The organism is Streptomyces sp. NPDC005202 (assembly GCF_040608235.1).
Classification (GTDB): Bacteria; Actinomycetota; Actinomycetes; order Streptomycetales; family Streptomycetaceae; genus Streptomyces.
Genome location: NZ_JBEXHW010000001.1, coordinates 82,421 through 103,678 on the forward strand (window position 1 = coordinate 82,421; position 21,258 = coordinate 103,678).

The window sequence follows — 21,258 nt, forward strand, 5'->3', positions numbered from 1 at the left end:
AAGTGATCCAAACCCCTGTCCGCGGGTGCCGCCGCTGCGTAGGGTGATCGGGTGACTCAGTCAGCATTGCCTGCATCGTCTGCGTATCTCCGGTTTCCGCATCTGCACGGCGAGCTGGTCGCCTTCACCGCCGAGGACGACGTGTGGCTCGCGCCCCTGGACGGCGGACGGGCCTGGCGGGTCAGCGCCGACAACGTACCGGTGCACCACCCCCGCATCTCGCCCGACGGCACGACCGTCGCCTGGACCTCCACCCGCGACGGCGCGCCCGAGGTGCACATCGCCCCGATCGACGGCGGGCCCGCCAAGCGCCTGACGCACTGGGGCAGTTGGAAGACCCGGGTGTGCGGCTGGACCCCGGACGGCGACGTGCTCGCCATCAGCACCCACGGCCAGGCGAGCCTGCGCCGCACCTGGGCGCGTGCCGTCCCGCTCGACGGCGGACCGGCCACCACCCTGCCGTACGGACCTGTCGGGGACGTGGCCCACGGCCCGCACACCGTGCTGCTGTCCGCGCCCATGGGACGTGAGGCGGCCTGGTGGAAGCGGTACCGGGGCGGCACGGCGGGCAAGCTGTGGATCGACCGCCAGGACGACGGCGAGTTCGTACGGCTCCACGAGGAGCTGGACGGCAACATCGAGTACCCGCTGTGGGTGGGGACGGGGAGGATCGCGTTCCTCTCCGACCACGAGGGCACCGGCGCGCTGTACTCCTCCCTCGCCGACGGCTCCGACCTGCGCCGGCACACCCCCCATGGGGGTACCTCCCGCTCGAGCGAAGCCGAGAGTGGGGGAGGCTTCTACGCCCGCCACGCCGCCACCGACGGCACCCGCGTCGTCTACTCCAGTGCCGGTGAACTGTGGCTGCTGGACGACCTCGACGGCGCCGAGCCGCGCCGGCTGGACGTCCGGCTCGGCGGGCCGCGCGTGGACTTGCAGCCGTACCCGGTGAACGCTTCCCGCTGGTTCGGCTCCGCCGCCCCCGACCACACCGCCCGCGGCAGCGCGGTCGCCGTGCGCGGCGCCGTCCACTGGGTCACCCACCGCTCCGGTCCCGCCCGCGCGCTCGCCGCGCAGCCCGGCGTACGGGCCCGGCTGCCGCGCACCTTCCGCGCGGACGGCGAGGAGTGGGTGGTGTGGGTGACGGACGCCGAGGGCGACGACGCCCTGGAGTTCGCGCCAGCCACCGGCGTCGCCGTCGGCGCCACCCCGCGGCGGCTCGCCGCCGGGCAGCTCGGCCGCGTCCTTGAGCTCGCCATGGCACCCGACGGCACCGTCGCCGCCGTCGCCTCGCACGACGGGCGGCTGCTGCTCGTCGAGCGGGAGACCGGCGAGGTGCGCGAGGTCGACCGCAGCGAGGACGGGGACGTCAGCGACCTCGCCTTCTCGCCCGACTCCGCCTGGCTCGCCTGGTCGCACCCCGGCCCGCGCCCGCTCAGCCAGCTCCGGCTCGCCAACACCACCGACCTGTCGGTCACCGAGGCGACCCCGCTGCGCTTCCAGGACTACGCGCCGGCGTTCACCCTCGACGGCAAGCACCTTGCCTTCCTGTCGAACCGCTCCTTCGACCCGGTCTACGACGAGCACGTCTTCGACCTGGCGTTCGTGGAGGGCTCCCGCCCGCACCTGATCACCCTGGCGGCGACCACACCCTCCCCGTTCGGCCCGCAGCGGCACGGCCGCCCCTTCGAAACCCCCGACAGGGAGGAGACGCCCGACAGCGAGGGCACCCCGGCCACCCGGATCGACCTCGAGGGCCTCGCCGACCGCATCGTGCCCTTCCCGGTCGAGGCGGCCCGCTACTCCAACCTGCGCGCCGCCAAGGACGGCGTGCTGTGGCTGCGGCACCCGGTGCGCGGCGTCCTCGGCGCCTCCCGCGCCACGCCCGACGACCCGGATCCGAAGACCGAGCTGGAGCGCTACGACCTCGCCCAGCAGCGCATCGAGCACCTCGCCGCCGACGCCGACCACTTCGAGGTCAGCGGTGACGGCAAGCGCATCCTGCTGTGGACCGACGGCAAGCTGAAGGTCGTTCCCAGCGACCGGCGCGCCTCCGGCGACGACGACAGCGACTCGAACATCACCGTCGACCTCGGCCGGGTCCGGCAGACCGTCGACCCGGCCGCCGAGTGGCGGCAGATGTACGAGGAGACCGGCCGAATCATGCGGGACCACTTCTGGCGGCCGGACATGAACGGGGTCGACTGGGACGGTGTCCTCGACCGCTACCGGCCCGTCCTGGACCGCATCGCCACCCACGACGACCTGGTCGATCTGCTGTGGGAGGTGCACGGCGAGCTCGGCACCTCGCACGCCTACGTCGTGCCCCACGGCGGACACGGCCACGGCGCCCGGCAGGGCCTGCTCGGCGCCGACATCTCCCGCCACGAGGACGGCTGGTGGCGCATCGACCGCATCCTGCCCTCGGAGACCTCCGACCCGGAGGCGCGCAGCCCGCTCGCCGCGCCCGGCGTCGCGGTGCGCGCCGGTGACGCGATCGTCGCGGTCGGCGGGCAGCCGGTCGACCCGGTGACGGGCCCCGGCCCGCTCCTGGTCGGTACGGCCGGAAAGCCGGTCGAGCTGACCGTCCTGCCGTCCGGCGGCGGCGAGGTGCGGCACGCGGTGGTCGTGCCGGTCGCGGACGAGGAGCCCCTGCGCTACCACGCGTGGGTGGCCGACCGGCGCGCGTACGTCCACGAGAAGTCCGGCGACCGGCTCGGCTATCTGCACGTGCCGGACATGCAGGCGCCCGGCTGGGCGCAGATCCACCGGGACCTGCGCGTCGAGGTGGGCCGCGAGGGCCTCGTCGTCGACGTGCGCGAGAACCGCGGCGGCCACACCTCCCAGCTCGTCGTGGAGAAGCTGGCCCGGCGGATCGTCGGCTGGGGCGTGCCGCGCGGCATGCGGCCGTACAGCTACCCGATGGACGCGCCCCGCGGTCCCGTCGTGGCCGTCGCCAACGAGTTCTCCGGCTCCGACGGCGACATCGTCAACGCGGCGATCAAGGCGCTCGGCATCGGCCCGGTGGTCGGCACCCGCACCTGGGGCGGCGTCATCGGCATCGACAGCCGCTACCACCTGGTCGACGGCACGCTGATCACGCAGCCGAAGTACGCATTCTGGCTGGAGGGTTACGCGTGGGGCGTGGAGAACCACGGCGTCGATCCCGACGTGGAAGTGGTGCAGCGCCCGCAGGATCATGCGGCCGGGAGGGACGTGCAGCTGGACGAGGCGATCAGGCTGGCGTTGGCCGCCCTTGAGGAAGCGCCCGCCAGGACGCCGCCGTCGCTGCCGTGACCGTCCAGGGGCTGCCGCCCCGCACCCCCGCTTCGGCCTGAACGTCCTCGGTCGCCCCCGGGCTTTTCGAGCAGGGGACCCCTGGACGGGCTGGTTGGTCACCGGCGCTGCACAGTGCACCGGCTCGATACGATGCCCCCAAGAGATCACCGGCATGAGGAGTACTCGCATGGCAGGGGAGCCGCAGGACGACTGCCTGTTCTGCAAGATCGTCGCAGGGCACGTGCCGGCGACGATCGTGCGTGAGACGGAGACGACCGTCGCCTTCCGTGACATAAACCCCCAGGCGCCCACCCACGTCCTGGTGGTCCCCAAGGCGCACTACCGGGACGCCGCCACGCTCGCCGCCGGCGATCCGGCCCTCGCCGCGGACGTCCTGCGCGAGACCCAGGCCGTCGCCGACGGGGACAAGCTGGAGAGCTACCGCATCGTCTTCAACACCGGCACCGGCGCCGGCCAGACCGTCTGGCACGCCCACGCCCACGTGCTCGGCGGCCGCGGCCTGCAGTGGCCGCCCGGGTAAGCCGCCGTGTCCGTACGTGAACTGGTGGTCCTCGGCACCGCCAGCCAGGTCCCGACCCGGCACCGCAACCACAACGGCTACCTGCTGCGCTGGGACGGCGAGGGCATCCTGTTCGACCCCGGCGAGGGCACGCAGCGCCAGATGCTGCGCGCCGGGGTCGCGGCGCACGACCTGAACCGGATCTGCATCACGCACTTCCACGGCGACCACTCGCTGGGCCTGGCCGGGGTGGTCCAGCGGATCAACCTGGACCAGGTGCCGCACGAGATCACCGCGCACTACCCGCGCTCCGGCAAGCGCTTCTTCGACCGTCTGCGGTACGCCACCGCGTACCGGGAGACCGTGCAGCTGACCGAGGCGCCGGTCGACACCGACGGCGACCTCGCGGTGACCCCCGCATACACCCTCCAGGCGCGCCGGCTCTCCCATCCCGTGGAGTCCTACGGCTACCGCCTCGTCGAGCCCGACGGGCGCCGCATGCTGCCCGAACGGCTCGCCGCGCACGGGATCAAGGGCCCGGACGTGGGCCGCATCCAGCGGGAGGGATCCCTCGGGGGCGTCCCGCTGGAGGCGGTGAGCGAGGTGCGGCGCGGACAGCGGTTCGCGTTCGTCATGGACACGCGGCTGTGCGACGGGGTGCACGCCCTGGCCGAGGGCTGCGACCTGCTCGTCATCGAGTCGACCTTCCTGGACGAGGACGAGGAACTCGCCGTCGAGCACGGTCACCTGACGGCTGGTCAGGCGGCTCGGGTGGCGCAGGAGGCCGGCGTACGGCATCTGGTCCTCACCCACTTCAGCCAGCGCTACGCCGAGCCCGGGGGCACCTCCCGGACGGAGTGCGGGGGAGAGTTCGAGCGGCAGGCGCGGGCGGCGGGCTTCGAGGGGGAGCTGACCGTGGCGCGCGACCTGGTGAGGGTGCCGGTGCCGAAGCGGCGCTGAACCCCGCGTTCCGGATCGTCCGCCGCATGCCTACGATGCTTCGATGCCCCTGCCGAAAGCTGAACTGCACCTCCACATCGAAGGCACCCTCGAGCCCGAGCTGGCGTTCGAGCTGGCCGCGCGCAATGGCGTGTCGCTGCCCTACGCGGATACCGACGAGCTCCGCAGGGCCTACCGGTTCGAGGACCTCCAGTCCTTCCTCAACCTGTACTACGAGCTCATGGCCGTCCTGCGCACCGAGCGGGACTTCGAGGACCTCGCCAACGCCTACCTGGCCCGAGCCGCCGCGCAGGGCGTGCGGCACGCGGAGATCTTCTTCGACCTGCAGGCGCACCTGGCGCGCGGGGTGGACATGGGCACGGTCGTCGAGGGACTGTGGCGGGCGCTCGGCCGCAGCGAGGAGAACCACGGCGTCTCCACCCAGCTGATCCTGTGCTTCCTGCGGGACGAGTCCGCCGAGTCGGCGATGGAGACCCTTCTGGGGGCCAAGCCGTACCTCGACCGGATCGTGGGTGTCGGCCTGGACTCGGCCGAGGTCGGCCACCCGCCGGTGAAGTTCCGCGAGGTGTACGAGGCCGCCGCCGCCCTCGGCCTGCGGCGCGTGGCGCACGCGGGTGAGGAGGGGCCGCCGGAGTACATCACCGAGGCCCTCGACGTGCTCGGCGTCGAGCGCGTCGACCACGGTCTGCGCTGCATGGAGGACCCCGCGCTGGTCGAGCGTCTCGTCCGCGACCGGATCCCGCTGACCCTGTGCCCCCTGTCGAACGTCCGGCTCCGCACGGTCGACACCCTCGCCGACCACCCGCTGCCCGCCATGCTGGACGCCGGCCTGCTGTGCACGGTCAACTCCGACGACCCCGCGTACTTCGGCGGCTACGTCGGCGACACCTTCGACGCCGTACGCCACACCCTGGGCCTGAGCGAGGACCGCCTGCGCGAACTGGCCCGCAACTCCTTCGTCGCCTCCTTCCTGGAGCACGACGAGGAGCGGCGGCAGCGCTACCTCGCCGAGGTGGAGGCCTACGAGTTCCCGCAGCCCTAGCTGGGACCTGTCTGAGCTGGGACCTGTCTGACATTTCCCGCCGGGCCCGCAACGACTGGCACCGCACCTCGCTGCGTTGTCGGGCACGCCCGCGTACCCCCAGTACGCGGGCGACCCTCCGCCTTGCGATGCACGGCACCAGACGCCGCGGGCTGATCCGACGCGCAGTGTCAGACAGGCCCTAATCGGTCCCGGGCCCCGGTGCGGCGGCCGCCGTCTGCTGGGGTCCCGCCGTGCCGTAGGCCCGCCGGGCAGAGGCGGCCCGGGCGTTCACCGGGATCTCCACGACCGGCTGCTCCGGGGCGTCGAGGCGCGTCCCGCCGCGCAGCGGGCGCCCGCCGGTGCGCAGGGCCACCGCGGTCAGCGGCAGCGCGATCACCAGCAGACCCACGGCGAGGACCGCCCCCATGACCGGGAAGCCGGCCTGCGCGGACAGCACGCTGCCGGTCAGCGGTCCCGCGGCCGTGCCCAGGGACGACGCCGAGCCGACGAGCACCGTCCAGCGGCCGCGCGGGTCGAGGGAGGCGGCGAGGCCGATCACGTAGGACAGGACGATCGGGTAGAGCGTGTTCCAGGCGATCTCGCCCGTCGCAAAGGTCGTCAGGTCGGTCGCCGAGGCGCTGAGCGCGATGCAGGCCGCGATGAGCGCCGTGCCCGCGCCGATCGGCAGCGCCCGGCCCAGGCGCGGTCCGAGGGCGCCCGCCCCGATCACTCCCAGCAGCCCGGCGCCGAGCGCCGCCGCGAACACCGCGCCGACGGTGGCCTCGCCGAGGTGCGCCTGGGTGAGGCCGATGCGGCCGCTGACGCCCCACAGGGAGTTCTGGGCGAGGGACCAGCAGAGCATGCCGGCGGCGAGCACGAGCCCGGAGCGCACGTGGGGGAGCCGAGAGGCGTCCTGAACGGACGTGCGGGCGGCGGCCGTACGGAGCGGGAGACGGCCGGTGAGCGGCCACACGGCGAGCGCGGTGAGTGCGATCGCGGCCGGTGGCAGGCCGTGCCCCGCACCGAGGTGAGGCACCGTCAGGTAGATCGCGCCCGCGAGCGCGGAGACGCCGAGCAGCCCGAGGGCGGAGATGCGGTGCGGGTCGCGCTGGGCGGCGATTCCGGTGGCGGCGACCGTGGTGACCGTACCGGATCCGAACCCGCCGACGACCAGACCGGCGACGACCGCCGGGACGGCGTCGGTCAGCGCGGCCCCGCCGTAGCCGAGGACAGCGAGCGCGAGCCCGGCGCGGGCGAGGGTCCGCGCCCCGATCCGCTCCACCCTCCCCGAGGCTCTCGACTTCGCTCGACCAGGGGGGATGCTCATCGCCAGCAGAAACCCGGCCGAGGCCGAACTCAGCAGCAGTGCGCTGCCGACGGCTCCCGCCTGCGTCGCGGACAGCGGCAGCCCCGCGTCCAGCCGGCCGACGGTCGTCGGCAGCAGGTAGGAGGCGAGGTACCCGGCCGTGAACAGGGCGACGAGGGGCCAGGGGAGGGTGCGAGGGGCGGACACGGGCGTTCCCGGGGCATGCGAAAGGAGCGGCTCAGAAAGGGGGATGGGGCGCCGACCGTCGACGGACGGGAACGCGCGGGCAATTTGTATCAAGCGAGGGGTGGGGCGAGGGAGGCCGGGGGGTGTGATGTGGCACACGTTGCGTTTGTGCCCCCGAAGACCGGGTAGACGAGAGCGCTCAGCGCCAGCGCGGCGCGCCCCCCGCCCCCGGTGCCGCCGCCTCGATCCTGGCCCTGACCTCCCGCATCACCGCAACGATCCGCTCCTCGTGCTCCGCCGTCAGCCGGGCCACCGGCACCGAGCAACTGATCGCGTCCTGTGCCGGGGTGTCGTACCGCAGCGCGAACCCGAAGCCGACGATCCCGAGCACGCCCTCCTCGCGGTCGACCGAGTACCCGCGTGCCCGTACCGCGGCCAGGTCGGCCGCCAACGACTCGCGGCTCGTGTGGAGTTGGGGGTGAGCGCCTCGTACGGGCCCTCGGGCAGCTCCTCGTCGGGGCGCTCCGCCAGCAGCGCCTTGCCCAGCGCGCCCGCATGGGCCGGCAGCCGCCGCCCGACCCGGCTGATCGTGCGCAGGTATTCGTGCGACTCCCGCGTCGCCAGGTAGGCCACGTTCCGCCCGTCCAGCCGCCCCATGTGGATCGTCTCGCCCAGCGCCTGCGAGGCCTCGTCGAGGTAGGGCCGTACGACGCGCACGCGCGGGTCGGAGTCGAGGTAGCTCGTGCCGGTGAGCAGGGCGTGGATGCCGATGCCGTAGAGCGAGCCGGTGACGTCGGTCCGGACCCAGCCGCGGGAGACCAGGGTCTGCAGCAGCGCGTACATCGAACTGCGCGGCACGTCGAGTGCCTCGGCGAGCTCCTGCAGCCGCGCCGGGCGGTCGCCGCGCGCCGCGAGCAGTTCCAGCAGCTCGACCGTGCGCGCCGCGGACTTCACCTCGCGAACGCCCCCTGTGTCCGGCATGTGCCGATCGTAGTCGGGCCGGGCCGCACCGTTGACGCATGCCGTTCACCTATCTAACCTCTGTCTTCATACATAGATAATGTCTCTATAGGGAGATGAGCGCGTGAGCCCCGAGACGGACACGGAGGACGTGGCCCGGCGGCTGCGCGACGGGATGGCGAACGGCGTGCTGTCCTTCCCGCTGACCGCCTTCCACGACGACGGCTCCCTCGACCCGGACGGCTTCCGCGCCCATGTGGCGGACCGGCTGGCCGCCGCCCCCGGCGCCGTCTTCCCGGCCTGCGGCACCGGCGAGTTCTTCTCGCTGGACCAGGACGAGTACCGCCGCGTCGTCGCGATCGCCGTCGAGGAGGCGGCGGGCCGTGTGCCGGTCGTGGCCGGCGTCGGTTACGGCTGGGCGCAGGCCGTCCGGTTCGCCCGCATCGCCGAGGAGACCGGCGCCGACGCCCTCCTCGTCCTGCCGCACTACCTCGTCGCCGCCCCCAGGACGGACTGGTCGCCCAGCTGGAGCACCTCGCGGCCCGCACCCGCCTGCCGCTCATCACCTACCAGCGCGGCCAGGTCGCCTACGACGTCGAGGCGTTCCGGCGCATCACGCGGATCCCCGGCGTCATCGGCCTCAAGGACGGCCACAGCGACCTCGACCGCCTCCAGCGCCTCACCCTCGCCGCCCCCGAGGGCTTCCTGTTCTTCAACGGCGCCGCCACCGCCGAGATCCAGGCCCGCGCCTACGCCGCCGTCGGCGTCCCCGCCTACTCCTCCGCCGTCCACGCCTTCGCACCCGAGATCGCGAACGCCTTCTTCGCGGCCCTGCGGGACGGCGACCGCGGTACGGTCGACAAACTGCTGCGCGACTTCTACGTCCCGTTCGTCGAACTGCGCGACCGGGTGCCCGGATACGCCGTGTCCCTGGTGAAGGCGGCGGCCCGGCTGCGCGGCCACCCCGTCGGCCCCGTGCGCGCCCCGCTCACCGACCCCTCGCCCGGCGACCTGGCCGACCTCACCACCCTGCTGACCGCCGGACTCGATCTCGTAGGAGCCGCCCTGTGACCCGCGACCTCACCATCGCCGAGGTACGCCTGACGCCGATCCTGGTCGCCGACCCGCCGCTGCTGAACACGCAGGGCGTCCACCAGCCGTACACGCCGCGCCTGATCGTGGAGGTGGTGACGGCCGACGGGGTCACCGGGGTCGGCGAGACGTACGGCGACACCAAGTACCTGGAGTTGGCCCGCCCCATCGCCGACCGGCTGGTCGGCCGCCAGGTCTCCGATCTCAACGGCCTGTTCACGCTCGACGTCGCTGTGGACGCCTCCCGTATCGACGGCGCCGTCGACGTCGGCGGGCTGCGCGGCGTCCAGACCGCCGACAAGCTGCGGCTGTCCGTCGTCTCCGCCTTCGAGGTCGCCTGCCTCGACGCCCTCGGCAAGGCGCTCGGCCTGCCCGTGCACGCGCTGCTGGGCGGCAAGGTGCGGGACGCCGTCGAGTACAGCGCCTACCTCTTCTACAAGTGGGCCGACCACCCTGAGGGCGTGGCGTGCGAACCGGACGACTGGGGTGCCGCCCTCGACCCGGCCGGGGTCGTCGAGCAGGCGCGGAGGTTCACGGAGCGGTACGGCTTCACCTCCTTCAAGCTCAAGGGCGGGGTCTTCCCGCCGGACGAGGAGATCGCCGCCGTACGCGCCCTGGCGGAGGCCTTCCCCGGGCACCCGCTGCGCCTGGACCCCAACGGCGCCTGGTCGGTGGAGACGTCGGTGAAGGTGGCTCAGGAACTGGGGGACGTCCTCGAGTACCTGGAGGACCCCGCGCTGGGCACGCCCGCCATGGCCGAGGTGGCGGCGCGGACCGATGTGCCGTTGGCCACCAACATGTGCGTGACGACCTTCGACGAGATCAAGGAGGCCTTCACCAAGGACGCCGTCCAGGTGGTGCTCTCCGACCACCACTACTGGGGCGGTCTGCGCAACACCCAGCACCTGGCGGCCATGTGCCGCACCTTCGGCGTCGGCGTGTCGATGCACTCCAACACCCACCTGGGGATCAGCCTGGCCGCGATGACCCACGTGGCGGCCACCGTCCCGAACCTCCACCACGCCTGCGACAGCCACTACCCCTGGCAGTCGGAGGACGTCCTGACCGAACGCCTCACCTTCGACGGCGGCAAGGTCACCGTCCCGGACGGCCCCGGCCTCGGCGTCGAACTCGACCGCGACAAGCTGGCCCGCCTGCACCGCCGGTGGGCCGAGAACGACGGCTCGCTCAGGGACCGCGACGACGCGGCCGCGATGCGCATCGCCGACCCCGAGTGGGTCACGCCCGCGGTGCCTCGCTGGTAGGCGGGTGATGGCCGGTTTCCGGACGGCCCCGGGGTCCGCCGCTGCCTGATGTGACCGGTCGCTCCGGCGTGACCGCCGACGTGTTGTCGGTGGTCTGGTGCACACTGGCCAGATCCGCACCACGTCAGGGAGCGCACCGTGACCGCGTCCAACGCGTCCGCAGGAGAGGGACCGGAGTACATTGTCGGAATCCCGCACGGCCACGCCCAGGTCGACCCCCTGGCCGCCCTGCGCACCCCGGACGACCCGCCCTGGGACGTCTACCTCACGGGCACCGTCTTCCTCGACATCATCTTCACCGGGCTCGACTCCGCCCCGGTGCGCGGGACCGAGTCCTGGGCGCGCGGGATGGGGTCGAGCCCCGGCGGCGTGGCGAACATGGCGACCGCGCTGGCCCGCCTCGGCCTGAGGACGTCGCTCGCGGCGGCCTTCGGCGACGACCACTACGGCGAGTACTGCTGGGACGCGCTGGAACAGGGCGAGGGCATCGACCTCTCCCCGTCGCGAACCGTGCCCGGCTGGCACTCGCCGGTCACCGTCTCGATGGCGTACGAGGGCGAGCGCACGATGGTCTCCCACGGCCACGAGCCGCCCCCGGACGCGCCCGCGCCGGACTGCCCGCCCCGCGCGCGTGCCGCCGTGGCGTCCCTGACGCCGGGCAGGCGCGCCCCCTGGATCGCGGAGGCCGCCCGGAAGGGTACGCGCATCTTCGCGGACGTCGGCTGGGACGACACCGGCGCCTGGGACCTGGCGGGGCTGGCCGACCTGGAGCACTGCGAGGCCTTCCTGCCGAACGCCGAGGAGGCGATGCGCTACACGGGCGCCGACTGCCCGCGCGCCGCCGCGCACGCGCTCACCGCGCACGTACCGCTCGCGGTGGTCACTTTGGGCGCGGACGGCGCCTACGCGGTCGACCGGCGCACGGGGGAGAGCGCCGAGGTCCCCGCGATCGAGGTCGAGGCGCTCGATCCCACGGGCGCGGGCGACGTCTTCGTCGCCGGCTTCGTCACCGGCACCCTGGCCGGCTGGCCGCTGGCCGACCGCCTCGCCTTCGCGGGCCTCACCGCCGCCCTCTCCGTGCAGGAGTTCGGCGGCTCCCTTTCGGCCCCCGGCTGGTTCGAGATCGCGGCCTGGTGGCGCAGGGTCCAGTCGGTGGACGGCCAGGACCCGGCGGCCCTGAGGCGCTACGCGTTCCTGGAGGACCTGGTGCCGGAGGCCGGCGTCGCGTCGTGGCCGCGTCGGAGGGCCGTGCCGACCATCGGGTTCCGCAGGTCGGCGTGACCGGCCGACGCGGGGCCGCGCCCCCGAACCCGCCGACCCCGCCGGGGGCTCGCCCCCGTATGCACATACCGGCCTGAACGGCGCACCGCCGGCCGGGCCCAAGTTCGGTGCGCCTTCACGTGGTTGTCTCCTGCCCGCAAACGCCCCACGCCAGGTTTTCCACCGGAACCCGCCATTGACAGGTGACGTTTCCTGCTCAATTATCAGCAAAATCAAGCACATTTTTGCACGGACTGGCACGGACACCCTGCATCGCCCCGCTCAGGCCCCCTCCGTCGAAGGACATGCGTCGTGCGTAGACGATCACGCAGACTCAGAGTGCTGTTCGCCGCCTTCTCCCTCACCCTCGCCCTCCCCGTCGGCCTCACCGCACAGGCGCAGGCACCGGCGCAGGCCGCCCCCGCCGCCCGCGCCCCCGAGGTCACCTCCTCCGCCGACGGACTCACCCTGACCGTCCCGCCGAGCGGCAACGCCCCCGGCTACACGCTCCAGGTGACGACCACTCAACTGGCTTTCACCACCCGCCGCTTGGGCACCACCGTCCTGGCCACCGCGGGCGGCGACACCGGTGCCCTGCGCTTCCGCACCGGCGGCGGCCCGCAGCACGCCACCAAGGTCACCGCCTGGTCCTGGAAGGACGGCGTCCTCACCCTCACCGCCGACACCACCGCCGCCGGCGCCACCGTCGAGGCCCGCATCACCCCCTCCGCCGACCGCTACCACCTCGACTGGCAGGTCAAGGGCGCCCACCCCGACCGGCTCGGTCTCGCCTACGACCTGAAGTCCGCCGGGCACTGGTACGGGCACGGCGAGGCCGTAACCTCCCGGGGCGGCCCCGGCACCGACCAGCCCTGGCCGCTCGACAGCGGCGAGGTCGTGCACCCGTCCTTCGGCCCGGCCTCGTACTACATGATCGACCCCTTCTGGTACACGTCGAGCGCGGCCGGGCTCCACGTCGACACCGGGCACGTCATGGACGTGGCGATCAACGAGGGCAAGGACGGCCTCGGCCGCTTCGACATCGAGTCCGCGGACCCGTACCGGGCGACCGTCTTCGTGGAGTCCACGCCGCTGGAGGTCTACCGCGACTACGTCGGCATCGTGGGCAAGCCGGCCCAGAGCGACGCCACGTACGAGCAGTACGCGAAGCCGGTGTGGAACTCCTGGGCGCAGTTCTACACCCACGTCGACCAGGCGAAGCTCCTCGACTACGCCCAGGACCTGCACGCGGCCGGCCTGACCGGGCACACGCTTCAGCTCGACGACAAATGGGAGTCCCACTACGGGAACATGACCTTCGACGCGAAGGCCTACCCGGACCCCAGGGCCATGGCGCAGAAGATCCACGACCTCGGCTTCGACTTCGGGCTCTGGGTGACGCTGTGGATCAACCTGGACTCCGACCAGTACCAGTACGCCGCCGACCACGGCTACCTGCTCAGGGACAAGGCCGACACCGCCCAGCCGTGCAGGGTCACCTGGTGGAACGGGACCGCCGGGATCGTCGACCTCGCCAACCCGGACGCCAGGGCCTGGTACGTCGGCCGGCTCAGGACCCTGATGAGCGACTACGGCGTCGACGGGCTGAAGTTCGACACCCGCTTCTTCGACGACAGGTGCGCCCCGCACGAGGGCTACCAGCCCACCGACTACCAGCGGCTGGGCGCCGAGCTCGCCGACGAGTTCGACCTCCAGGGCGTCGGCATCCGCGTCCACTGGGACGCCACCGCCCACCGCGCCGGCTTCGTCACCCGGCAGGTGGACAAGGGCACCGGGTGGGACTCGCTGCGCGCCTCCGTCACCCAGAACCTGGCCATCTCCACGATCGGCTACCCGTTCGTCACCACGGACATGATCGGCGGCTCCAGCGCCCAGCCCGCCCCCGGCAAGCAGGTGCTGGTGCGCTGGGCGCAGTCCGCGTCGCTGATGCCGCTCATGTACTCCTCCACGTCACCCGTCGACACCATCGACGTGACGACCGGCAGGAAGGTGACGTACGACCAGGAGACCATCGACCTCTACCGCAAGGCGATCGCGCAGCACGAACGCCTTGCGCCCTACATCCGGGACCAGGTGCAGCAGACGCTGAAGACCGGCGACCCGATCATGCGGCCGCTGTTCTTCGACTTCCCGCAGGACAAGGCAGCCTACACCGTCACCGACGAGTGGCTGCTCGGCCCCGCGGTCCTCGCCGCCCCGCAGCTCACCGACGGCGCGAGCCGGACCGTGCACCTCCCGCCGGGCGTCTGGTACGACGTCCAGCACGGCACGGTGAGCCACGGCCCGAAGACCGTCACGGGCTACGACACCCCCCTGGGCGTCACCCCCGCCTTCGTGAACCTCCGGGCGAAGGGCGCGGCCAAGGCCCTGCGGGCCCTGCGCGGCGACGACTGACGACGACGGGCCCGTCCTCCAGGACGGGCCCGCCACCCAGCCCGCCGGGGGGCGCCCCCTGCTCGTAGAGGCGGCACTCGGCGGCACACGAAGAACCCCGGCCCCGAAAAGCCCTTCGGCCTTGTCACCCCAGCGTCGTACCCTGGAGAGCGCGAGGCCGCCCTCAGCTACGCGGCCGTGACGAGGAGGAACCGCAGGCCTACAGCGCCGGCCCATGACTCAGACACCCACAGCCAGCACCCCCGCGCAGGGGCAGGCGAGAGCACAGTTCACCGTCCCCGCCCAGCACCCCATGGTGACCGTGCTGGGTTCCGGCGACTCCCTTCTGCGCGTGATCGAGAGGGCCTTCCCGGGGGCCGACATCCACGTCCGGGGCAACGAGATCAGCGCGGTCGGCGACCCGGCGGACGTCGCCCTGATCCAGCGCCTGTTCGCAGAGATGATGCTGGTGCTCCGCACCGGACAGCCGATGACGGAGGACGCAGTGGAACGCTCTATCGCCATGCTCCGGGCGAGCGAGAACGGCGAGGGCGACGGACCGGAGACCCCGGCCGAGGTACTGACGCAGAACATCCTGTCCTCCCGGGGCCGGACGATCCGCCCCAAGACGCTCAACCAGAAGCGGTACGTCGACGCGATCGACAAGCACACGATCGTCTTCGGCATCGGCCCCGCCGGCACCGGCAAGACCTACCTCGCCATGGCCAAGGCGGTGCAGGCCCTGCAGTCCAAGCAGGTCAACCGCATCATCCTGACCCGGCCGGCGGTCGAGGCGGGAGAGCGCCTGGGCTTCCTGCCCGGCACCCTCTACGAGAAGATCGACCCGTACCTGCGCCCGCTGTACGACGCGCTGCACGACATGCTGGATCCGGACTCGATTCCCCGGCTGATGGCGGCGGGGACGATCGAGGTCGCGCCGCTGGCGTACATGCGCGGCAGGTCGCTCAACGACGCCTTCATCATCCTGGACGAGGCCCAGAACACGAGCCCCGAGCAGATGAAGATGTTCCTCACCCGCCTCGGCTTCGACTCGAAGATCGTGATCACGGGTGACGTGACCCAGGTGGACCTGCCGGATGGAACCAAGTCCGGTCTGCGCCAGGTCCAGGAGATCCTGGAAGGTGTCGAGGACGTCCACTTCTCGCGCCTGACGTCCCACGACGTCGTACGGCACAAGCTCGTCGGCCGTATCGTCGACGCGTACGAGAAGTACGACAGCAAGCACGGCACCGAGAACGGCACGCACAAGGGCGGCCGGGGCAGGTCCGGGCACAAGGGGAAGTAGAGACACGGCAACACCATGTCGATCGACGTCAACAACGAGTCCGGAACCGAGGTCGACGAGCAGGCGATCCTCGACATCGCCCGCTACGCACTCGCGCGGATGCGCATCCACCCGCTCTCCGAGCTCTCGGTGATCGTCGTGGACGCCGACGCCATGGAGCAGCTGCACGTGCAGTGGATGGACCTGCCGGGGCCGACGGACGTCATGTCCTTCCCGATGGACGAGCTGCGTCCGCCGTCGAAGGACGACGACGAGCCCCCGCAGGGCCTCCTCGGCGACATCGTGCTGTGCCCCGAGGTCGCCGCGAAGCAGGGCGCCGAGGCCCCGACGCAGCACTCCATGGACGAGGAGCTCCAGCTGCTCACCGTCCATGGCGTGCTGCACCTTCTCGGGTACGACCACGAGGAGCCCGACGAGAAGGCCGAGATGTTCGGTCTTCAGGCAGCCATCGTGGACGGCTGGCGCGCGGAGAGGGGCCTGACCGGCCCGTCCCCTGCCCCGACCGTGTCATGAGTCCGCAGATCGTCGTCGGCGCGATCGCGCTGGTCGTCGTCGCCTGGCTCGCCGCCTGCGCGGAGGCGGGCCTCGCGCGCGTCTCCAGCTTCCGCGCCGAGGAGGCCGTGAAGTCCGGCCGCCGGGGCAGCGCCAAGCTCGCCCAGGTCGCCGCCGACCCGACCCGCTACCTCAACGTGGCGCTGCTGGTCCGCGTCACCTGCGAGATGGCGGCGGCCGCGCTGGTCACGTACGCCTGCCTGGAGGAGTTCGCCGGCACGGCCGAGGCCCTTCTGGTCGCGATCGCGGTCATGGTCCTGGTGTCGTACGTCGCCGTCGGCGTCTCCCCGCGCACCATCGGCCGCCAGCACCCGCTGAACACGGCCACCGCGGCGGCGTACGTCCTGCTGCCGCTGGCGAGGATCATGGGCCCGATCCCCTCTCTGCTGATCCTCATCGGCAACGCGCTGACCCCCGGCAAGGGCTTCCGCCGCGGCCCCTTCGCCTCCGAGGCGGAGCTGCGCGCGATGGTCGACCTCGCCGAGCAGGAGTCGCTGATCGAGGACGAGGAGCGCCGCATGGTGCACTCGGTCTTCGAACTCGGCGACACTCTCGTCCGCGAGGTCATGGTCCCGCGCACCGACCTGGTGGTGATCGAGCGCTACAAGACGATCCGCCAGGCCCTCACTCTCGCTCTGCGCTCCGGCTTCTCGCGCATCCCGGTGACCGGCGAGAGCGAGGACGACATCGTCGGGATCGTGTACCTGAAGGACCTGGCCCGCAAGACGCACATCAGCCGTGACGCGGAGAACGAGCTGGTGTCCACCGCCATGCGCCCGGCGGTCTTCGTGCCGGACACCAAGAACGCCGGCGACCTGCTGCGCGAGATGCAGAAGGAACGCAACCACGTCGCCGTCGTCATCGACGAGTACGGCGGCACGGCCGGCATCGTGACCATCGAGGACATCCTCGAGGAGATCGTCGGCGAGATCACCGACGAGTACGACCGCGAACTTCCGCCCGTGGAGGAGCTCGGCGACGACCGCTACCGCGTCACCGCCCGCCTCGACGTCACCGACCTCGGCGAGCTGTACGGCTTCGAGGCCTACGACGACGAGGACGTCGAGACGGTCGGCGGACTCCTCGCCAAGGCCCTGGGCCGCGTGCCCATCGCCGGGGCGTCGTCCGTGGTCGAACTCCCCGACGGCCGGGAGCTGCGCCTGACCGCAGAGGCCGCGGCCGGCCGTCGGAACAAGATCGTGACCGTGCTGGTGGAGCCGGTGGGCCGGGCCGAGCCCAAGGGCGACGGGGAGAAGAAGCCGGAGTGACCCCGCACGAGTTGCGCGCGTTCTGCCTGTCGTTCAACGCGGCGGTGGAGGACTTCCCCTTCAACCCGGAGACCTCCGTCTTCAAGGTCCACGGCAGGCTCTTCGCCCTGTCGAACCTCGATGCCCGCCCGCTGAAGGTCAACCTGAAGTGCGACCCGGAGGACGCGATCCGCCTGCGCACCGAGTACGAGGGCCTGATCGTCCCCGGCTACCACATGAACAAACGCCACTGGAACACGGTCGTCGTCGACGGCGAGCTCCCGGACCGCCTGGTCCGGGAGCTCATCGAGGACTCGTACGACCTGGTGGTGGCCGGTCTACCGCGAGCCGACCGCCTCCGCCTCGACCGCCCCTGAGACGGCCGTCCGGCGGCCGCGCAGCCCCGGGCCGACCAGCACCGCCGCCGCCAGGACGATCACCGCGTCCAGCGCCATCACCGTGTGGACGCCCGACAGCAGGTCGGAGGATGTCGCGTGGCCAGGACGCCCAGGAGCGCGATGCCGACGGTGACGCCCACCCGCTGAGTGGAGGTGACCAGGCCGGTGGCCAGGCCCTGTTCGTCGTCGGGGACACCGGAGGTGACCGTCAGCCCGTAGGAGATGATCGCGCCCAGGTGGCACATGCTCGCCGGCGAGACGGCGGCCGCGGCGAGCCACACCGACCAGGTGTGGGCGTTCAGGCCGAGCAGCGCGGCAATGAGCGCTCCCTGGCCGGTGAGGGAGCCGACCAGGGAGTGGCGGGCGCCGAAGCGGCCGATGAACTGCGTCGTCGACTTCTTCACCGACCCGCCTGTACCGGTCCCGCAGCAAGAGCTGGGTACGCAACGCGCGCACGATCGTCGCGCAGTTCCGGGCCGCGTGCTCCGCCTGCCCCTTCGACGAGGGGTTCCAGGCGGTGCCGGCCGAAGTGAAGGGCGCGAGCCCGGAGTTCACCGAGCTGTGGGAGCGGCGAAACATCGAGGACGCAGGCCAGATCCTCGTCCAGCGGCGTGTGCAGCACGATCGTCAGGTCGGGCCGCGCCGGCACCTGGGCGAACACCGCGGCGAAGCTGGAGTGGCGGCCTCGCCGGAGGGACGGCGCGGGGCGATGTACCCCGTTGCGGGGTTAGCGGGGCGGTTCTCCGTATGCTCGGGGCATGACCGACAGCAACGCGCTTGACCCCGAGGACCGCAAGATCGTCACCCTGGCCCGCGCGGCCCGGGCCCGCAACGGAGTGCCGGAGGGCGCGGCCGTGCGGGACGAGACGGGACGTACGTATGTCGCCGGGACCGTTGCCCTCGACTCGCTGAAGCTGAGTGCGTTGCAGACGGCGGTGGCGATGGCGGTGGCGTCCGGGGCGAAGTCGCTGGAGGCGGCGGCGGTCGTGAGCGAGGCCGAGGCGGTATCGGCCGAGGACCGGGCTGCCGTACGGGATTTGGGCGGGCCTGAGACGCCGGTACTGCTGGCCGGGCTCGACGGTGTCGTGCGGCTGAGGGTTTCGGCCGGCTGAGGGCACTGCTGCTCACGTAGGCCGGAATTCAGCCTTGCCGTCCCCCGCCCCTCGCGCATCAATGGAACCGTAGGTTCCGACGGACCGTCAGATTCCGCGCAGCGCAGTGTGCCCGCACCCACCTGCCCGCTGCACGGACCGTCGGCGCGCATCTCCCGTCCCTCCCCACATGGCATTCCCAGACACGGGAAGGGAGCCAAAGCCCATGAAAGGCATGCGAATCGGATCAGGTGCGGCACTGGCGGTCGGGGCCCTCGCGGTCGCCGGGCTCGCCCTCGCGCCCACCGCCGTCGCCGTCAGCCCCCAGTCGGCGGCGATCATCGCCGACTGCGGAAGTTTCGGCGGCGGCGAGGCCACGCTCACGGCGACGCAGGACGGCGCCGCCGCCACCCTCACCGTCAACTCCTCCGCGATCACCGCGCCGATCGCCCTGGCGCAGGACTCGATCCAGTCCACGCTCACCCTGGTGAAGGCCGGCGGCGGCACCACCGTCTTCACCGGCACGAAGAACCCGGCCATGGCCGCCGGGGACACCGTCACGGTCGGCCCGCTCGACGGCACCGTGGCCTCCGGCGACAGACTGGAGGCATACGGCGGCTCGCTGCAGATGACGGTCTTCGGGATCACCATCACGTGCACGGCGACCGGGCCGCAGTCACCGGGCCCGTTCGTGTTCGACTGAGGTTCGGCCGAGGCCGTCTCGGAGGCTCGTTTCGACTGAGGGCCGTGCGGGCCGGATGCCTACAGGGCGTCCGGTCCGCGCTCGCCCGTCCGGACCCGCACGACCGTCTCGACGGGCACCGCCCACACCTTGCCGTCGCCGATCTTCCCGGTCTGTGCGGCCTTCACGACCGCGTCGATGACGGCCTCCGCGTCGGCGTCCTCGACGACGACGTCGATACGGACCTTCGGCACGAGGTCGACCTGGTACTCTGCGCCGCGGTAGACCTCGGTGTGGCCGCGCTGGCGGCCGTAGCCGCTCGCCTCGGTCACGGTCAGACCGCGCACGCCGAGCTCCTGGAGCGCGGTCTTGACCTCGTCGAGGCGGTACGGCTTGATGATCGCGGTGATGAGCTTCATGCCTGGGTCTTGACCTTCTGGGCGGGGGAGACGACGGAGGACGAGCCGACCGGGGCGCCGTGCCCCAGGACCCCGTGATCGTAAGCGGTCTCGGCGTGCACCGTAAGGTCCAGGCCGGTGTGCTCCTGCTCCTCACTCGCGCGGAAGCCCGTCGTTCTGTCGATCAGCTTGCCGATGCCGTACGTCATGGCGAAGGCGTACACCGCCACGACCACCACGGCCAGCAGCTGCTTGCCCAGCGGGGCGAGCCCGCCGCCGTAGAGGAGGCCCTCCGTCCCGCCGGTCATCTCCTTGACCGCGAAGAGACCGATGAGCAGGGTGCCGATGATGCCGCCGACCAGGTGAACGCCGACGACGTCGAGCGAGTCGTCGTAGTTCAGCCTGAACTTCCAGCCGACCGCGTACGAGCAGACGACGCCGGCGGCGAGGCCGACGACCAGCGCCCCGAGCAGGGAGACCGTGCCGCAGGACGGGGTGATCGCGACGAGGCCCGCGACCGCGCCCGACGCGGCGCCCAGCGTCGTCGGGTGGCCGTCGCGCCTCTGCTCGACGAAGAGCCAGCCGAGCAGACCGGTGCAGCCGGCGGCGAGGGTGTTGAGGAAGGCGGCGGCCGCGAGGCCGCTCGCGCCGAGGGCCGAGCCCGCGTTGAAGCCGAACCAGCCGAACCAGAGCAGACCGGCGCCCAGCATCACCATCGGCAGGTTGTGCGGGCGCATCGCGTCCTTCTTGAAGCCCAGGCGCGGGCCGAGGACCAGGCAGAGGGCCAGGCCGGAGGCGCCGGAGGTGATCTCGACCGGCAGGCCGCCCGCGAAGTCCAGGGCACCGAGCCTGTCCAGGATCCAGCCGCCGGGGCCCCACACCCAGTGGGTGACGGGAACGTATACCAGCAGTACCCAGACGGGCACGAAGACCAGCCACGCCCCGAACTTCGCCCGGTCGGCGATCGCGCCGCTGATCAGCGCGGCGGTGATGATCGCGAAGGTGAGCTGGAAGGTGGCGAAGAGGAGGGTGGGGACGGTGCCGTGGACGCTGCCCGGGCCGAGGCCCGCCATGCCGGCGTGCTTCAGGCCGCCGATGAGGCCGCCCGCGATGTCGTCGCCGAAGGCGAGGGAGTAGCCACAGGCCAGCCACACCACGGTGACCAGGGCGATCGACACGAAGCTCATCATCAGCATGTTGAGGACGCTCTTCGTGCGCACCATGCCGCCGTAGAACAGGGCGAGGCCCGGGGTCATCAGCAGGACGAGGGCGGTCGCGGCGAGCAGCCAGGCGGTGTCGCCGGTGTCGAGGTGGGACGCGGCCAGGGTCACGGTCTCT

General features: G+C 72.1%; 17 protein-coding genes and 3 pseudogenes. 15 read left to right on the top strand and 5 right to left on the bottom strand.

The genetic code is table 11. The annotated features are described in order from the left end of the window. Positions 1-51 precede the first annotated feature (51 nt). From ABZV31_RS00340 to ABZV31_RS00355, 4 genes are all read left to right on the top strand, one after another. A complete protein-coding gene (locus ABZV31_RS00340; protein WP_355886078.1) occupies positions 52-3,297 on the top strand; it encodes a S41 family peptidase in 3,246 nt (1,081 codons plus the stop codon). A gap of 169 nt (positions 3,298-3,466) precedes the next feature. Further along, positions 3,467-3,820 (top strand): histidine triad nucleotide-binding protein, encoded by a 354-nt coding sequence (locus ABZV31_RS00345; RefSeq protein WP_355886081.1) that lies wholly within the window; start codon positions 3,467-3,469, stop codon positions 3,818-3,820. A 6-nt stretch (positions 3,821-3,826) separates the two neighbouring features. Further along, positions 3,827-4,759: a ribonuclease Z gene (locus tag ABZV31_RS00350; protein ID WP_355886084.1), complete on the top strand. Its 933-nt coding sequence runs from the start codon at positions 3,827-3,829 to the stop codon at positions 4,757-4,759. Between the two features lie 43 nt (positions 4,760-4,802). Continuing rightward, positions 4,803-5,801, top strand: a complete 999-nt coding sequence (locus ABZV31_RS00355) for an adenosine deaminase (protein WP_355886087.1) — start codon at positions 4,803-4,805, stop codon at positions 5,799-5,801. Positions 5,802-5,982: 181 nt separating this feature from the next. Here the strand turns inward: ABZV31_RS00355 and ABZV31_RS00360 are convergent, their stop codons facing one another. Beyond that, complete coding sequence (locus tag ABZV31_RS00360) at positions 5,983-7,296, bottom strand: MFS transporter (RefSeq protein WP_355886090.1); 1,314 nt, start codon at positions 7,294-7,296, stop codon at positions 5,983-5,985. A gap of 178 nt (positions 7,297-7,474) precedes the next feature. Continuing rightward, positions 7,475-8,256, bottom strand: a pseudogene (locus tag ABZV31_RS00365) (IclR family transcriptional regulator). A 154-nt stretch (positions 8,257-8,410) separates the two neighbouring features. Here ABZV31_RS00365 and ABZV31_RS00370 point away from each other — a divergent pair. From ABZV31_RS00370 to ABZV31_RS00405, 8 genes and pseudogenes are all read left to right on the top strand, one after another. After that, positions 8,411-9,306, top strand: a pseudogene (locus ABZV31_RS00370) (5-dehydro-4-deoxyglucarate dehydratase). Continuing rightward, complete coding sequence (locus ABZV31_RS00375; protein ID WP_355886093.1) at positions 9,303-10,592, top strand: glucarate dehydratase family protein; 1,290 nt, start codon at positions 9,303-9,305, stop codon at positions 10,590-10,592. Before ABZV31_RS00370 ends, ABZV31_RS00375 begins: the two are co-directional and overlap by 4 nt. Positions 10,593-10,772: 180 nt before the next feature. After that, positions 10,773-11,873 (top strand): PfkB family carbohydrate kinase, encoded by a 1,101-nt coding sequence (locus ABZV31_RS00380; protein WP_355887514.1) that lies wholly within the window; start codon positions 10,773-10,775, stop codon positions 11,871-11,873. Between the two features lie 291 nt (positions 11,874-12,164). Then, positions 12,165-14,267: a glycoside hydrolase family 31 protein gene (locus ABZV31_RS00385; RefSeq protein WP_355886095.1), complete on the top strand. Its 2,103-nt coding sequence runs from the start codon at positions 12,165-12,167 to the stop codon at positions 14,265-14,267. A gap of 214 nt (positions 14,268-14,481) precedes the next feature. Next, positions 14,482-15,552 carry a PhoH family protein gene (locus tag ABZV31_RS00390; RefSeq protein ID WP_355886098.1) on the top strand — a complete coding sequence of 357 codons (1,071 nt, stop codon included), beginning with the start codon at positions 14,482-14,484 and terminating at the stop codon, positions 15,550-15,552. 15 nt (positions 15,553-15,567) lie between these two features. Then, positions 15,568-16,065, top strand: a complete 498-nt coding sequence (ybeY, locus tag ABZV31_RS00395; RefSeq protein ID WP_103838288.1) for an rRNA maturation RNase YbeY — start codon at positions 15,568-15,570, stop codon at positions 16,063-16,065. Beyond that, the gene (locus ABZV31_RS00400) at positions 16,062-17,372 is read left to right on the top strand and encodes a hemolysin family protein (RefSeq protein ID WP_355886100.1); all 1,311 of its coding nucleotides are present in this window, start codon (positions 16,062-16,064) and stop codon (positions 17,370-17,372) included. Before ybeY ends, ABZV31_RS00400 begins: the two co-directional genes overlap by 4 nt. Beyond that, positions 17,369-17,728 carry an MmcQ/YjbR family DNA-binding protein gene (locus ABZV31_RS00405; protein ID WP_355886103.1) on the top strand — a complete coding sequence of 120 codons (360 nt, stop codon included), beginning with the start codon at positions 17,369-17,371 and terminating at the stop codon, positions 17,726-17,728. The genes ABZV31_RS00400 and ABZV31_RS00405 overlap by 4 nt, the downstream gene beginning before the upstream one ends. Here the strand turns inward: ABZV31_RS00405 and ABZV31_RS00410 are convergent. Next, positions 17,690-18,135 (bottom strand): annotated as a pseudogene (locus tag ABZV31_RS00410) (MFS transporter); the annotation flags it as partial. The gene ABZV31_RS00405 and the pseudogene ABZV31_RS00410 overlap by 39 nt on opposite strands. A 71-nt stretch (positions 18,136-18,206) precedes the next feature. Between ABZV31_RS00410 and ABZV31_RS00415 the strand changes: the two are divergent. The 3 genes from ABZV31_RS00415 (at position 18,207) to ABZV31_RS00425 (ending at position 19,543) form a co-directional block, all read left to right on the top strand. Then, positions 18,207-18,530, top strand: a complete 324-nt coding sequence (locus tag ABZV31_RS00415) for a hypothetical protein (protein ID WP_355887517.1) — start codon at positions 18,207-18,209, stop codon at positions 18,528-18,530. Then, complete coding sequence (locus ABZV31_RS00420) at positions 18,508-18,861, top strand: cytidine deaminase (protein ID WP_355886105.1); 354 nt, start codon at positions 18,508-18,510, stop codon at positions 18,859-18,861. Before ABZV31_RS00415 ends, ABZV31_RS00420 begins: the two co-directional genes overlap by 23 nt. Positions 18,862-19,066: 205 nt before the next feature. Next, positions 19,067-19,543, top strand: a complete 477-nt coding sequence (locus tag ABZV31_RS00425; RefSeq protein WP_355886107.1) for a hypothetical protein — start codon at positions 19,067-19,069, stop codon at positions 19,541-19,543. A 59-nt stretch (positions 19,544-19,602) separates the two neighbouring features. Here the strand turns inward: ABZV31_RS00425 and ABZV31_RS00430 are convergent, their stop codons facing one another. Both ABZV31_RS00430 and ABZV31_RS00435 read right to left on the bottom strand, forming a co-directional pair. Next, the gene (locus ABZV31_RS00430; RefSeq protein ID WP_355886110.1) at positions 19,603-19,941 is read right to left on the bottom strand and encodes a P-II family nitrogen regulator; all 339 of its coding nucleotides are present in this window, start codon (positions 19,939-19,941) and stop codon (positions 19,603-19,605) included. Next, positions 19,938-21,251 (bottom strand): ammonium transporter, encoded by a 1,314-nt coding sequence (locus ABZV31_RS00435; RefSeq protein ID WP_355886113.1) that lies wholly within the window; start codon positions 21,249-21,251, stop codon positions 19,938-19,940. Before ABZV31_RS00435 ends, ABZV31_RS00430 begins: the two co-directional genes overlap by 4 nt. Between the last annotated feature and the right edge of the window lie 7 nt (positions 21,252-21,258).